This window comes from Xanthomonas melonis (assembly GCF_020783655.1).
In the GTDB taxonomy this organism is placed as follows: Bacteria; Pseudomonadota; Gammaproteobacteria; order Xanthomonadales; family Xanthomonadaceae; genus Xanthomonas; species Xanthomonas melonis.
Genome location: NZ_JAJGQH010000008.1, coordinates 148,662 through 161,390 on the forward strand (window position 1 = coordinate 148,662; position 12,729 = coordinate 161,390).

17 protein-coding genes are annotated in these 12,729 nt (G+C 65.6%); 8 read left to right on the top strand and 9 right to left on the bottom strand.

Features of this window, described 5'->3' with window-relative positions:
• The 3 genes from LL964_RS09905 to LL964_RS09915 all read left to right on the top strand — a co-directional run bounded on the left by LL964_RS09905 (position 1) and on the right by LL964_RS09915 (position 1,913).
• Positions 1-678: a hypothetical protein gene (locus tag LL964_RS09905; protein WP_104587501.1), complete on the top strand. Its 678-nt coding sequence runs from the start codon at positions 1-3 to the stop codon at positions 676-678.
• 1 nt (position 679) lies between these two features.
• Positions 680-1,330 (top strand): hypothetical protein, encoded by a 651-nt coding sequence (locus LL964_RS09910; RefSeq protein WP_104587500.1) that lies wholly within the window; start codon positions 680-682, stop codon positions 1,328-1,330.
• 139 nt (positions 1,331-1,469) lie between these two features.
• Complete coding sequence (locus tag LL964_RS09915) at positions 1,470-1,913, top strand: BLUF domain-containing protein (RefSeq protein WP_267190405.1); 444 nt, start codon at positions 1,470-1,472, stop codon at positions 1,911-1,913.
• Here LL964_RS09915 and LL964_RS09920 read toward each other — a convergent pair.
• The 3 genes from LL964_RS09920 to LL964_RS09930 form a co-directional block, all read right to left on the bottom strand.
• Positions 1,910-2,278 (bottom strand): hypothetical protein, encoded by a 369-nt coding sequence (locus LL964_RS09920; RefSeq protein WP_104587498.1) that lies wholly within the window; start codon positions 2,276-2,278, stop codon positions 1,910-1,912. The two genes, LL964_RS09915 and LL964_RS09920, sit on opposite strands and share 4 nt — an antisense overlap.
• Positions 2,279-2,349: 71 nt before the next feature.
• On the bottom strand, positions 2,350-2,781 hold the full coding sequence (locus LL964_RS09925) for a hypothetical protein (RefSeq protein ID WP_104587497.1): 432 nt from the start codon (positions 2,779-2,781) through the stop codon (positions 2,350-2,352).
• A gap of 260 nt (positions 2,782-3,041) precedes the next feature.
• Complete coding sequence (locus tag LL964_RS09930; RefSeq protein WP_104587496.1) at positions 3,042-3,242, bottom strand: hypothetical protein; 201 nt, start codon at positions 3,240-3,242, stop codon at positions 3,042-3,044.
• A 60-nt stretch (positions 3,243-3,302) separates the two neighbouring features.
• Between LL964_RS09930 and LL964_RS09935 the strand changes: the two genes are divergently transcribed.
• The 3 genes from LL964_RS09935 (at position 3,303) to LL964_RS09945 (ending at position 4,839) form a co-directional block, all read left to right on the top strand.
• Positions 3,303-3,527, top strand: a complete 225-nt coding sequence (locus LL964_RS09935; protein WP_104587495.1) for a hypothetical protein — start codon at positions 3,303-3,305, stop codon at positions 3,525-3,527.
• A gap of 9 nt (positions 3,528-3,536) precedes the next feature.
• Complete coding sequence (locus LL964_RS09940) at positions 3,537-4,475, top strand: SOS response-associated peptidase family protein (protein ID WP_104587494.1); 939 nt, start codon at positions 3,537-3,539, stop codon at positions 4,473-4,475.
• Between the two features lie 130 nt (positions 4,476-4,605).
• Positions 4,606-4,839, top strand: a complete 234-nt coding sequence (locus LL964_RS09945; RefSeq protein WP_228329428.1) for a hypothetical protein — start codon at positions 4,606-4,608, stop codon at positions 4,837-4,839.
• 57 nt (positions 4,840-4,896) lie between these two features.
• Here LL964_RS09945 and LL964_RS09950 read toward each other — a convergent pair whose 3' ends face one another.
• Positions 4,897-5,361, bottom strand: coding sequence for a hypothetical protein (locus LL964_RS09950; RefSeq protein ID WP_104587640.1), 465 nt, complete (start codon positions 5,359-5,361; stop codon positions 4,897-4,899).
• Positions 5,362-5,622: 261 nt separating this feature from the next.
• Between LL964_RS09950 and LL964_RS09955 the strand changes: the two genes are divergently transcribed.
• Positions 5,623-5,898, top strand: coding sequence for a hypothetical protein (locus LL964_RS09955; protein ID WP_104587639.1), 276 nt, complete (start codon positions 5,623-5,625; stop codon positions 5,896-5,898).
• Between the two features lie 400 nt (positions 5,899-6,298).
• Complete coding sequence (locus tag LL964_RS09960) at positions 6,299-7,921, top strand: hybrid sensor histidine kinase/response regulator (RefSeq protein ID WP_104587493.1); 1,623 nt, start codon at positions 6,299-6,301, stop codon at positions 7,919-7,921.
• A gap of 390 nt (positions 7,922-8,311) precedes the next feature.
• On the opposite strand, the gene LL964_RS09965 is transcribed toward LL964_RS09960, so the two are convergent.
• The 5 genes from LL964_RS09965 to LL964_RS09985 all read right to left on the bottom strand — a co-directional run bounded on the left by LL964_RS09965 (position 8,312) and on the right by LL964_RS09985 (position 12,657).
• Positions 8,312-8,590, bottom strand: a complete 279-nt coding sequence (locus tag LL964_RS09965) for an oxidative damage protection protein (protein ID WP_104587491.1) — start codon at positions 8,588-8,590, stop codon at positions 8,312-8,314.
• A gap of 19 nt (positions 8,591-8,609) precedes the next feature.
• Complete coding sequence (mutY, locus tag LL964_RS09970; protein ID WP_104587490.1) at positions 8,610-9,683, bottom strand: A/G-specific adenine glycosylase; 1,074 nt, start codon at positions 9,681-9,683, stop codon at positions 8,610-8,612.
• 74 nt (positions 9,684-9,757) lie between these two features.
• Entirely contained in the window at positions 9,758-9,949 is a 192-nt protein-coding gene (locus tag LL964_RS09975; RefSeq protein WP_228329429.1) for a hypothetical protein, read from the bottom strand.
• A 72-nt stretch (positions 9,950-10,021) separates the two neighbouring features.
• On the bottom strand, positions 10,022-11,665 hold the full coding sequence (ftsY, locus tag LL964_RS09980) for a signal recognition particle-docking protein FtsY (RefSeq protein ID WP_146092371.1): 1,644 nt from the start codon (positions 11,663-11,665) through the stop codon (positions 10,022-10,024).
• Positions 11,666-11,940: 275 nt separating this feature from the next.
• Positions 11,941-12,657, bottom strand: a complete 717-nt coding sequence (locus LL964_RS09985; RefSeq protein ID WP_104587488.1) for an AraC family transcriptional regulator — start codon at positions 12,655-12,657, stop codon at positions 11,941-11,943.
• Positions 12,658-12,729: the final 72 nt, after the last annotated feature.

A 12,729-nucleotide genomic window follows, 5' to 3' on the forward strand; every position in this document is an offset into this window, starting at 1 on the left:
GTGGCATTCGCTCGCATCAATGCCGGCCCTAATCGCGTGGTGATCTCGGAGGACTGGAAGAACCTAGCCCTCGCGTCGAAGCAAACCATCACTCCCAGCGGCAGCGGCGTGTTGAAGACGTGGAGCCTGACAGTGGCCGGCTCCAACCCTGTGCTGGCGTTCCTGGGCGAGAGCAATGCAGTGCTCGGCCAGCGCACCCAGAGCGGCAACACCTTCACCTTTACAGGGTGGACGGCCGGCGGCAGCTTTACGGCCTATGTGTTCGACGAGCCAACCTTCGGGCAGCGAAAGTTCTTCGTCGTGCGCAACCCGTCGAACAATCAGGTCGTGTTCGATGCCACGCTGAAGTTCATGCGCGTGCGCGGGCTGCTGCAGGGCAACGCCAATCAAGGAGGATCGATCACCCTGCCGGCCGGCAGGACATACGCCGCGCTGGCTGGCTCCACCGGCAACATCATGCTCGCCATTGGCGGCTTGGTCGGTGGCGGCCCGCAGTGGCAGGTGCAGCAGCTGTGGCGCAAGGGCGTGGTCAACATCAACGGCAACGTTGCATCCATCTCCGCCATAGACACAGCCCAAGAGCTACGCACCGGCACCAACAACAATCCTCAACCGCCCCCTGGCAATTACGGCCAGGCCTGGGTGCGGGCTCCTATCCTCGACGTTACAGGCTACTGACATGCTCATCAGCGAGAACACCACCTTCGGCACGCAGACCAGGATCGTGTCGCCCCGCATCGAGATCAGATGGGACCCGGCCACCAATGATGGCCCCGTCGAGTTCCACCTCGAGCAGATGACCACCAAGCCGCATCCCGAGGGCTGGACGCAGACTTTGGAGCGGTTCTTCCTGCGCGTGCTCACGGTGCAGATCAGCGACCTGATCGGCCGCAACTACGAGATCACCGCGCCGTCGAGGACCGAAGTCGACCCGACCGCCGGGCAGTCCGTCCAGGTTCCTGGCGAGACAGTTACCGAGCCCGGCGTGCACCTGCTGCTCGGCATCAAGGCCGCCACGCGCGCGGCCTACGACGCCAACGTGGTGACACCCGACCCGGATGCAGACCCGCTCGCGCAGCACATAACCATCATCTGGAACCCGATCAACGACACCGGCACCGTCACGTTCCAGGTTGAGGACCGCGGCGCGGCCTTGGGTGTGCTGGCGGCGCCCATCGCAGACCTGATTGCCCCGACTTATGCGATCCGCTATCCCGGAGCAGAAGAAACGCAGGAGCTGGCCGGCTGGAAGCTCCAGGCGCTGATCAAGGCGGCAACGGACAGCGCAATCGTGGCCAGCCTGGCGACCGCGGAGCAGGCGGCAGCCTGAGCATCGCCTGTCGGCAGGTGTGAAAGTTCAGGACTGAATCTTGTCGAGCGACACAGTGGCGGCGATACTTGCCGCTGATCCGGTGCATGGACCTGCCGGCAAAACTTCGCTCGCGTCCAGGGGATAAAGCGCGGTCGGCCTGAGGTGGTTGCCTTTGAAAAATTCGCCCTTGCACGCAGTCGCCTATGTGAGCGAGGTGCGTCGCCCGATGTCCGTAGCTGAGCTAGACCGGCTTCTGGTCTCGGCCAGCGCACGCAATGGGCAGTTGTCCGTTACAGGAGCGCTGCTATACGACGGCCGTCGCTTCTTCCAGTACATCGAAGGGGCGCCGGCGAACGTTCGGGAAACCTACGACCGAATCAAGCAATCAAGCCGACACATCGTGGTTGCGGAGGTGTACAACGGGCCGATCACCGAGCGGCACTTTCCAGACTGGCAGATGGCATGTCGCAAAGTGAGCTCCGGCTCGATCGTCGAGATCAGTGCCCTGCGTTGGGATCGAACGCGGCTTGCGCTGGCTGCCGCAGGCAGGAAGCCCGAGGCGATCCAGCGCCTGCTCGCATTCTGGGATGGCGCAGATTAGTCGGCGATGGATTTTCTGCTGCTGTACGCGCGCCAGGTGGTATGCGCCTCGCCCAGATCAAGCATGCGCGTCCATTGCTCCAATCGCTTGTATTTCTCCTCCTGCGAATGCCCGTCGTAGGCCCCAAGGTACGAGGGCAGCCCCTGGAAGTAAGCGGCATCTTCGTCAGCAAAGTGCCACGAGATTTGCCCGGTCGGCAGGTCGATGAGGACGCAACCTCGCACGTTTCCATTTCCGTCCGGAATTCGCTTGTCCGAGATGCCGGCGGGGAAGAGCCTGGCAAGCAGCGCTATAACCTTGTTACGCTCCTGAACAGCCTCGTCTCGTTTCTGCCTCATTTCTTGATAGTCAACGCTGTCGTTCATCTTCGGCACGTCTACGCAGGTAGCGCTTGTTGTAAGGCCACCTGCGCGAAGGGAGCGTTAGGCCAGCCAGCTCACAGACGCCGCACGCCGGCTCTGTCTTGGAACTTGATGGACCACGGCGTGATCAGGTACCCCGGCCGGCGGTAGTAGATGGCCGGGATGTGGTCTTCGCGCGCGTCCTTGGCGATGCCATTGACCAGGACGTATGGCGATGATGTCTTCGGGACCTCGCACCAATCCTGCCGCCCGTCTGTCTTGAGCGTCAGCGTGTAAGGCCCAGCGCCCAGGATCTCGCCGCACACGACAGACCGGCTGCTCACCGAGGCTGCGCGGGCGCGCGGCGCGATGCGAGTGACGAAGGCATCCAGGCTCTCGCCGGCGGCCGATACCTCCTGATGCAGTTCGGTAGTCTGGCCGAGCTTCACCTGCAGCGGATCAGCGGCGAAGGCGGGCAGGGTGGCGCCGAGAAGCGCCAAAGCGGCGGTGGCGAGGAATGGGTGCATCACTTTCTCCGGATCAGCTGCGCCGGTTGTCGCCGGCGGCCCGAGGTCATCCCGGCGCAAGGCAAAGATGCTTGGCACGCGCTTCGGAAAAAACGTTCATTTGCAGGCCCGACGCACAGCTGCGGATCAGGAAAAATCCGACCCGATTGTGCGGCACCGCCCGATATGTGAAACCCCATATCGGTGCCAATCTACCGTTGCCGGATGCGGGGCCATAGGCCGCTCACCCGCATGGCGCCTGAGCAGCGCCGGCCCGGCTTCTACACGTAGCCCTCAATGTCCTCGCGCGTCAGGACGCCGAGGCGATGACCCCAGGAAGCAACCAGCTCAATGACGGCGGCCGCCTCGGCTGGGAACGCATACAGCAGCTCCTCTTCGAACTGATTGAGCACTTCGAGCGGTTCGGAGGCGCACGCCAGCCGCTGCTGCAGTTGTTCGAAGAAATTGGGGCTGGCGTCCATGGATCGGAGTCTACGGGGCTGCGTCTCAAGCGGTGAGACGGGTCAGCCGATACTAGCCGGATGGACAGACCCGAACTCAAGACGCATCTGGAGAACCTCGACGCTGCGGTGCCGGCGCTGTTGAAGAGCAGCCCCGACCGTTGCCACTTCTGGCAGGCCTTCGCGGGCATGGCCGACGTGATCGAGGACGGCGCCGTCACGGGGGACGATGCCCAATTCGTGTCCCGGCGGCTCGATGAGATCTTGGCCTGGCATGGCCTGGAAAACGGCGACCGCGACTGTTGAGGGACCGCCATGTGTTACTCCGCTGAGATCCAGGCCGATTACCGGAAGCTGGTGCGCAACTTTGGCGCGATCATGTCGATCGAGGAGTTCTCGAAGCTGTGGCTGAGGCAGGGAGAGGCGGAGAAGCGGCCAAAGACCCCGAAGGCGATGGACGATGCATTTCGCGCGGGCGGGGAGGGCGGCGTGGCCGCAATCGCCGCAGAGCTGGCCGTGTGGGACGCCGATGACATGCAGGCCTTGGAGCAGGAGCTGTTCAAGCAGGCCCGGCGCCTGGCAGACGCCGAGCGGGTGCTGGCCAGCGGCAAGCCGACCAAGAAGGCGGCGACAGACCAGCGCATCGCCACCACCAAGATCGAGCAGATCAAGGGCCGCATCGCGGACCTGCAGCGGACCGAGCCCAAGGCGCGGGATTACCGCATCTTCCCGGGCTACTACGCGCCGGTGATCATCTCCGAAGGCGGCCAGCGCGTCATCAAGCCGATGCGCTACCAGTGCCGACCCGCCGGCAAGCCGCCGATCTACGACACCAAGTATCCCGGCACCTACAACGCCCGGCGGGACAATCTGCAGGGTTTCTGGCGCGAGCAGTTCGGCTACACACATGGCCTGGTGGTCGTCGGCCGCTTCTACGAGAACGTGGAGGGGCCCGACGGCAAGAACCGTGTCGTGCAGTTCCAGCCCAGCGACCGCGAGCCAATGCTGGTGGCCTGCCTGTGGTCCCGCTGGACCGATCCGGCCGGCGAGCAGCCGGACCTGCTGAGCTTCGCGGCCATCACCGATGAGCCGGAGCCTGAGGTGGCAGCTGTTGGGCACGATCGGACCATCATCAACATCAAGCCCGAGCACGTCGACGCCTGGCTCAACCCCGATCCGGCCAACCTCCAGGCGCTGCACGCGATCTTCGACGACAAGCGTCACCCGTTCTACGAGCACCGGCTAGCCGCGTGACCAACACCAGCCACAACGAGGATTGATAGCCATGCCCTCCCGATCTGCGCATCGCGCCGCACTCCGGCGATCCCAAGAGCCGAGTGTCATCGCTCCGGAAGGTGTGACGTTGCCGGATTTGCCTATCGATATGAACTGGCTCAACCCGGTCGTCGGCCAGAACACCAATCGTGACGAATGGTGCGTTTTACGTGTCGGACCAGGTGGGGCAGACGTCCTGGCAAGGGTTCGGCGCAATGAGATGGGCGGGGCCGACGTGACGCTGAGTATCGCGGGAAGCTCCGTCATACCGCCGGCGGTGCCGCTGCCGATTGCTCAGGCTTTTGAGGTGGCGGCGGAGTTTGCGCGAAACTTAGCAAGGTAGTCTCCTCACTCCGCCGACCTGCCGAAACGCAGTGAGGTGTCTGTCAGCTGGCTACGGCTAGCGTTCTGGCTTGACTTTTCTGGAGCGCCGAGTGTCTTGGTATCGCACTCCTATCTCGGTGACTAGGTAACCGGGCCGCTTCCAATCCTCCAGGCTGAACGTCCAGCATTCTTTCAGTAGGCTTGGGTGCGTGTGCACGTACGGCAGCCCATCGCGCTCAACAAAGCAGCTGTAAGGATCGTGGTAGGTGCGGATATCCACTGCATGCCGGCCATGCTCTGTGCGGATTGTTCCGCAGACTTCAGCGCCCAGTTCCGCTGTGAATTGGTTCAGCTTTGGGGCTATGCGGAGGATGAAGGCGTCCAGGGTCTCCCCGGGTTGCGAGAGTTCAACTGACAGCTGTGTCACCCGTTGATCGGCGTTTGCTGCTGTGATCCAAACGCTCCAGGCCCATGCCAAAAGCTTGAGCCAATTTTGCACCAGTGGCGGCTTTTCGTGCTGCGTCAGAGCCTTATGTTTCATTCGCGCTTTCTCCAAGTGGTTCAGAGAAAGGCTTAGGGATCAGTCACTTAGATTTACGGTTCCGGATTGAAAATCCCCGTGTCGGCGGTTCGATTCCGTCCTCGGCCACCATTCCATCGTCATGCAGCGCAAGTGTATTCGGCCTTGGCGCTGCCTCCCACGCAATTCCCTGCATCGACACGAGCGTGCTCCCACCTGCGACAACAGGTCGGCGCAGGGTTTGCACGTGGTCTTCAACTGCGCGTGGAGATACTTTTCGGCATGACGCACAAGACCCTTCGACGTACCTTGATCCACGGCTATTGCGGTGAGTTCCGCGTGGAGACGATGGAGAGCCAGGCCCCCGGTCAGACGCTGTGGATGTCGACGGCATTCGTCTACCACCGCGATCGCACCGCGCCGATCGCCACGATCGAGGGTGCAGGCGAGGGCGAGTACCGCGGCGATGCGCGCGAACAGGCACTGAGGGTGGGGTCGTGCCTTGCGGAGTTTCTGGATCCGAAGGAATACCGGGCCTGCGAAACCGCAGGAAGCTGAGCGCCGCGCGTCGCATTGTCCTGGCCGGCCGAACCTCGCTGCGTACAGTCTGCCCACTCGTCGTCATGGCGACAGCATTGCAGGCGTGATGCCGCGGGCCTTCGCAGTGTCGTTTGGCAACCGTGCGTGGACTGATCGGCTCGTTCGCCGCCGGCGTGCCGTTTCGACGTGGCGTGCCGTCAGCGTTGACCGTCGCCTTCCGGCCATGCACGCGCGTGGGGCGCGCACGGCAGCGGCGCGTGTTCATCATGTCCGCGTAGCGATGGGCCGAGGCAGGCGACCTGCGTTTCGGTTGCATCGCTGTGCGGCTGCATACGGGGAGCGTGCATGAATGTGAGGGAGCGCATCACCGCCCTCTACTAGACTGACGCCACGGGAACGGTCCCGCGGAGAACAGCACTTGAACGATTCCCGTCACGGACAGCCACGGGCTCCCCATATCAGCGACACCAGCGCTCTGCCCGTGGACGAGCGCCGATCGGATATCTTTTTTGCCGCGGTTGAAACCACGCGGATGCCGATGACGGTCACCGATCCGCACCTGCCGGACAATCCGATCGTGTTCGCCAATCGTGCCTTCCTGGAAATGACCGGTTATTCGGCCGAGGAGATCATCGGCAACAACTGCCGGTTCCTGCAGGGGCCGGACACCGATCCGGCCAGCGTGCAGGACGTGCGCGAGTCCATCGACAACCGCCGCGAATTCGCCACCGAGGTGCTGAACTACCGCAAGGACGGTTCGTCGTTCTGGAATGCGCTGTTCATCTCGCCGGTGTTCGATCAGCAAGGCAACCTGGTGTATTTCTTCGGGTCGCAGCTGGACGTCAGCCGCCGCCGTGATGCCGAGGACGCGCTGCGCCAGGCGCAGAAGATGGAAGCGCTGGGGCAATTGACCGGCGGCATCGCGCACGATTTCAATAATCTGCTGCAGGTGATGTCCGGGCACCTGGAAGTGATCCAGATGATGTCGGGCAAGTGCGGCGGTGCTGCCGATCGGATCGCCTTCAGCGCCGAACACGCGGCGGCCGCTGCAGCCAAGGCGGCCACCCTGACCCAGCAGCTGCTGGCGTTCTCGCGCAAGCAGAAGCTGCGCGGCCGGGTGGTCAACCTCAATGGTCTGGTGGCCGGCATGACCAACATGGCCGAGCGCGCGCTGGGTGGCGGGATCAGCCTGCGGCAGTCGCTGGAGGAGGGCCTGTGGAATTGCCAGATCGATACCACCCAGGCGGAAGTCGCGCTGCTGAACGTGCTGATCAATGCCCGCGATGCGATGGCGAACGCCGAGCGCAAGGAAGTCACCGTGCAGACCCGGAACGTGGAGATCACCAGCCACGATCTGGCCATGTATCACCAGCTGGCGCCCGGCCGTTACGTGAGCATCGCCGTCAGCGATACCGGCGTGGGCATGCCGCCGGAGGTGTCCAGCCGCGTCATGGAACCGTTCTTCACCACCAAGGAAGAGGGCCAGGGCACCGGCCTGGGATTGTCGATGGTGTACGGGTTCGTCAAGCAGTCCGGTGGCACCGTGCGCATCTACAGCGAAGTGGGCGAAGGCACGACCGTGCGGCTGTACTTTCCCGCCTCCGACGAGTTCGAAAACGATCTGCAGGCGGTCAAGGCGCGCGCGATCGACAAAGGCGGCAGCGAGACCATTCTGGTGGTCGAGGACAAGCAGGACGTGGCGGTGGTGGCCAAGATGTTCCTGGAGAGCGCGGGCTACCGCATCCTGTCGGCGTCCAGCGGCCGTGAGGCGATCGAACTGCTGCAGCAGCACCCGGACGTGGACGCCGTGTTCACCGACCTGATCATGCCCGGCGGCATGAACGGGGTGATGCTGGCGCGCGAGGCGCGGCGCATGCTGCCGCGGATCAAGGTGCTGCTGACCACCGGCTATGCCGATGCCAGCATCCAGCGCACCGACGTGGGTGGAGCGGAATTCGACGTGGTCAACAAGCCGTACACGCAGAAGGAATTGCTCAAGCGTATCCGCATGCTGCTGGATGGGCCGACCGGCGTGGGCTGAGCCGGCACTGCCGTGCGGCGGGAAGGTTGCGCTGCGCGCTGCGCTGCACGACATCGCGTGCAGCGCACGATGGCTGGCGAGCGTGCGCGAGGTGTGGGGTCACGGGCCGGACCACGCACTGCTTGCCGAGGGGGCCGTCTGCGCGCAGGACCGGACGTCGGCATGACCGCGAACAGCATGCGCTGCACAGGGCGTTCGAGCGCATTGCCGTCGATGGTTCGATGCGGTGCCGACGCGCGCCAGGTCAGTCGTGTCTCACGTGATCGTAGGTGGCTGGTACGGCGGCTTGCGATCGGCCCGCTCACCGGCGGGGTATCGACATCGTGCGGTCATGCGGCAGCCGGGGAAACCCTCGGCGCGTCGCGCATCGCCGGCTCCGACCCGCTGCAATCATTCCTCGCCGAGTGGCGCCACGTAGCCTTCGGGTTTGTCGGCGTTGCGCTCGAACAGGAACTTCTGCAGCTCTGCTTCCAGAAAGGCGCGGTGCTTGGGATCGCGCGGAGACAGGCGGTTTTCGTTGATCAGCATGGTCTGATGCGCCAGCCATGCCTGCCAGCCGCTCTTGCCGATGTGCGCGAACACGCGCTGGCCGAGCTCGCCGGGATAGGGCACGAACTCCAGACCTTCGGTATCGCATTGCTGGTACTGGCAGAACACGGTGCGGGACATGCGATTTCCTTCAAAGCGATCAGAGCGTAGCGAGCAGCTTGCGGATCGGTGCGGGCAGGCCTAGCGATGCGAGCTCGGCCTGAGCCACCCAGCGTAGATCGTCATTGTCGCGCACCGCCGCGCGCAGCGCGACCTTGCGGATGCGCAAGGGCTGCAGATGCAGCCGGTAATGGCTGAAGGTGTGCACGATCAGCGGCATTGCGTCGGCGCGGTCGTAGTTGCCATCGACGTGTTCGTCGAACCATGCGCGCATGCCGCGATCGGTCTCGGCCTGCGGCAGTGTCCACAGCGAGGCCCAGATGCCGGTCGGCGGGCGGCGCTGCAGCAGGATCTGCCTGTCGGCGTTCTCCAGCAGCAAGGCGGTGGCTTCGCGCTCGGGCAAGGATTTGCCGGGCTTGGGCGTGGGCAGTGCGTCCACCAGGCCATCGCGCCGCGCCACGCAATCGTCCTGCAGCGGGCACAGCACGCAGGCCGGTCTGGCGCGCGTGCACAGCGTGGCGCCGAAATCCATCTGCGCCTGCGTGTAGTCGGCCAGGCGGCCGGCCGGCACGTGCGCGACATGCGCAGTCGCCAGTTGCCACAGCTGTTTTTCGACGACCGGCAGGCCGGGATAGCCGGCAATGCCGTGCAAGCGCGTCAGCACGCGTTTGACGTTGCCGTCCATGATCGCGAAACGGTCGTTCCAGGCCTGGCTGAGGATCGCGCCCGCGGTGCTGCGGCCGATGCCGGGCAACGCGAGCAAGGCATCGATGTCGCGTGGCAGCGTGCCATCGTGCAGGGCGACGCATTGCTTGGCAGCGGCATGCAGATTGCGTGCGCGTGCGTAATAGCCCAGCCCGGCCCAGTGCGCCATCACGGTGTCGTTGTCGGCTGCGGCCAGGTCGGCCAGGGTCGGAAAGCGGGCGACGAACTTCTGGAAATACGGAACGACCACCGCGACCTGGGTCTGCTGCAGCATGATTTCCGACAGCCACACCCGGTATGGCGTGCGCGGATGTTGCCAGGGCAGGTCGTGGCGACCGTGGTCGTCGAACCAGTGCAGCAGGCGATCGACAAAGGCGTCGGCAGTGGGAGCGGCTTGATCGGCTGGCATGGGGTCTGCTGGCGAAGGACGGCGATGGCGTCGTGGCGGAGGAGGCTCGGTTCTACGCGGATGGCGAGGGCCCATCAGGGCAGCGGAAACGCAAGGACCACCCGGCATTGCTCGCAGCAGAAGCCTTCATCGCCGGGCCAGTGCGGCGCGGCCGGTGCGTGGTAGTAGACCACCCGCGCATCGTGCGGCGCCTGCTCGCGCAACGCCGCCGGCAAGGGCTGTGCGAAGTCCAGTACCCGGTTGGCACGCGACCAGTTGCAGGACACCTCCCGCACCGTGCAGCCTGCCTGCAACGCCTGTGCGTACAGCGCTTGCAGATGCGGGCAGGCCGCGACCACTCAGCCGCCCAGGGCTTCCGGCAGCAAGGCGTCGACGAACGCGACCGGGTCGAACACGCGCAGATCTTCCGGGCGCTCGCCGATGCCGGCGAAGCGGATCGGAATGCCGAATTCGCGGGCGAGCGCGAACACCACACCCCCCTTGGCAGTGCCATCGAGCTTGGTCACCACCAGGCCGGTGACGCCGACCGCCGCATGGAACTGGCGCAGCTGCGAGATGGCGTTCTGACCGGTGGTGCCGTCGATCACCATCAGCACTTCGTGCGGGGCGGCGGCGTCGATCTTGCCGAGCACGCGGCGGATCTTGCCCAGCTCGTTCATCAGCCCGGTCTGGGTGTGCAGGCGTCCGGCGGTGTCGGCGATCAAGACGTCGGTGCTGCGCGCCTTTGCCGCCTGCAGGGCATCGAAGGCCACCGACGCGGCGTCGGCATTCTGGCCCTGCGCGATCACGGCCACGCCATTGCGGTCGCCCCAGGCCTGCAGCTGCGCCACTGCGGCGGCGCGGAAGGTGTCGCCGGCAGCCAGCATCAGGCTATTGCCCTCGTCCTTGAAGCGTTTGGCCAGCTTGCCGATGGTGGTGGTCTTGCCGACGCCGTTGACGCCGACGGTGAGTACCACGAAGGGCTTGAGCGAGCGGTCGATGACCAGCGGCTTGGAGACCGGCTGCAGCAGCGCGATGAGGTCGGTGCGCAAGGCCTTGAACAGCGCCTGTGCGTCGGCGAATTCGCGCGACTTCATGCGTTTGCGCAGGCCTTCGACCAGGGCGGTGGTGGCGCCGATACCGACGTCGGCGGTGATCAGCGCGGTTTCGATCTCGTCGAGCAGGTCGTCGTCGAGCTTGGGATTGCGCGAGAACAGGCCGCCGAAGCTGCGTGCGAAGCTGCTGTTGCGCAGGCGCTCGCGCCAGCCGGGTTTGCCGGCCGCCGCCGCAGGCAGTGCGTCGCGCGCGCCGGCGCCGTTGTCGGTGTCCTGAAGGGACGGCGCCGGGCTGCTGACGATGGCCGGGGCAGTGACCGCCGGCGTCGCGCCTGCAGCGGGCGCGGCGGCTGGCGATGCCAATGGATCTGGTGCGGCGGCTGGCGGCACGATGGCCGGCGGTGCCGTGACCGGTGGGATGGCAGCGGGCGGGGCAGGCGCCAGGAGCGGCGGAGCGGGCTCTGCCGGCTGCACCGGCGCGCCGGCCGCCGGTGCTGCGTCCGTGGGCGGCGGCGCAGCCGCGTGGCCTGGGATCACGACCGGTGCAACCACCACCGGCGTCGGCGCACTGGTCGGGGCGGTCGGTACAGGATCCGGCAGTGCCTGCAGGGCAGACGGTGCGGGCGTGGCCGCGGGGGGCGGTGCGCTCGGTACGGCGGCGACGCTTTGTGCCTGGCCGGTGCGCGCGGCGATGTCGCGGGCCAACTGATCGGCTGGCGTGGCTGCCGGCGCAGCGGTGGGGTGCGCCGGAGGAGCGGGTGTCTCGCTGGCCGCCGGGACAGGTGCGGGGGCGGGCTGTGCAGCCGGCGCTGTGCCGGGTTGCGCAGGGGGCGGCGTGGCTTCGGCAGGCGCGGTGGGGAATGCGGCTGCCAGTTCTTCCAGGCTGTAACGCGAGGTGCGCGTACTGTCGAGCGAAGTTGGCTTGTTGCGGCGGAAAAAGCTGGCCATTGGCAACGCAGTGGGGGAAACCCGGGAGTCTACCATCCGGGTGTCGGCCGACCCTGACGCGATCGTCGCCACGCCCGGTCGCAGGCTCTGGAGGCGCCCCTCGCCGATGTCGGCCATGCTGCCGAATTCTGCATTTGTGGCAGCGTGTGTCAGGGGGCTTGCGGCAGACCGGCAGCGGCAAGCGCGCGGTTATGCCGGCGCCGCCGGGTCGCAACGGGCATAGGGGACCGGGGGAGCGCGCGCAGCCGCCATGCCTGGGCGGTCTGCGCGTGCGCTTACAACTGGCCCTTGAGCGTGCGGTAATCGCGCGGTGTCATGCCCACGGTGGCCTTGAACTGGCGCGCAAATGCGCTCTGGTCGGCGAAGCCGCAGCGCTGGCCGATGCTGGCGATGCTGTCGTCGCCGTACAGCAGTCGCATCGCCGATTCGATGCGCAGCTTGGTCAGCAACTGCTGCGGAGTGACCTGGAACACGCGGCGGAAATGCCGCTCCAGCTGCGCCACCGACAGCCCGGCCAGATCGGCCAATGCCTGTACGCGCAGGTTGTCGCCGAAGTTGTTCTGCATGTGATCCATCACCTGGCTCAGGCGTTCGTAGGCCGAGTGACGGCTGTCGGGCTGCCCCAGGTCGCGCGAGATGCCGACCACGCCGATCACCTCGTTGGCCTCGCACAACGGGCGCTTGAAGGTCAGGCACCAGCCGGGCAGCCGGTTGGGGTACAGATGCACTTCCAGCTGGTTGTCGATGAGCTCGCCAAGCAGCACGCGGCGGTCCTGCATCATGTAGCTGCCGCCCAGCGGCAACGGAAACACTTCCAGTGGCGACTGGCCGATGATCTCGCTGCGCAGCTTGCGCCCGAGCCGACGCACCAGGGTGAGGTTGCAATGGGTGTAGCGGCCCTGCCCATCCTTGATGAAGAACACCACGTCCGGCAGCGCGTCGAACAGCGTCTGCATTTCCAGCGCGGGAAGATTGAGGTCCATCGGGGTCATGGTGGCGATCGCAGATTGACGGCCGCACGACAGGTGCGACCGGTCACCGATCCTAACGTAAACGCGCGGTCG

Excerpts from the sequence above, each read along its gene's own strand:
- mutY (WP_104587490.1), bottom strand. The coding sequence starts at position 9,683 with ATGCCAGCCGATCAAGCCGCTCCCACTGCCGACGCCTTTGTCGATCGC.
- LL964_RS09950 (WP_104587640.1), bottom strand. The coding sequence starts at position 5,361 with ATGAAACATAAGGCTCTGACGCAGCACGAAAAGCCGCCACTGGTGCAA.
- LL964_RS09925 (WP_104587497.1), bottom strand. The coding sequence starts at position 2,781 with ATGCACCCATTCCTCGCCACCGCCGCTTTGGCGCTTCTCGGCGCCACC.
- LL964_RS09930 (WP_104587496.1), bottom strand. The coding sequence starts at position 3,242 with ATGGACGCCAGCCCCAATTTCTTCGAACAACTGCAGCAGCGGCTGGCG.
- LL964_RS09955 (WP_104587639.1), top strand. The coding sequence starts at position 5,623 with ATGACGCACAAGACCCTTCGACGTACCTTGATCCACGGCTATTGCGGT.
- LL964_RS09920 (WP_104587498.1), bottom strand. The coding sequence starts at position 2,278 with ATGAACGACAGCGTTGACTATCAAGAAATGAGGCAGAAACGAGACGAG.
- LL964_RS09965 (WP_104587491.1), bottom strand. The coding sequence starts at position 8,590 with ATGTCCCGCACCGTGTTCTGCCAGTACCAGCAATGCGATACCGAAGGT.
- ftsY (WP_146092371.1), bottom strand. The coding sequence starts at position 11,665 with ATGGCCAGCTTTTTCCGCCGCAACAAGCCAACTTCGCTCGACAGTACG.
- LL964_RS09945 (WP_228329428.1), top strand. The coding sequence starts at position 4,606 with ATGAACTGGCTCAACCCGGTCGTCGGCCAGAACACCAATCGTGACGAA.
- LL964_RS09910 (WP_104587500.1), top strand. The coding sequence starts at position 680 with ATGCTCATCAGCGAGAACACCACCTTCGGCACGCAGACCAGGATCGTG.
- LL964_RS09935 (WP_104587495.1), top strand. The coding sequence starts at position 3,303 with ATGGACAGACCCGAACTCAAGACGCATCTGGAGAACCTCGACGCTGCG.
- LL964_RS09985 (WP_104587488.1), bottom strand. The coding sequence starts at position 12,657 with ATGACCCCGATGGACCTCAATCTTCCCGCGCTGGAAATGCAGACGCTG.
- LL964_RS09940 (WP_104587494.1), top strand. The coding sequence starts at position 3,537 with ATGTGTTACTCCGCTGAGATCCAGGCCGATTACCGGAAGCTGGTGCGC.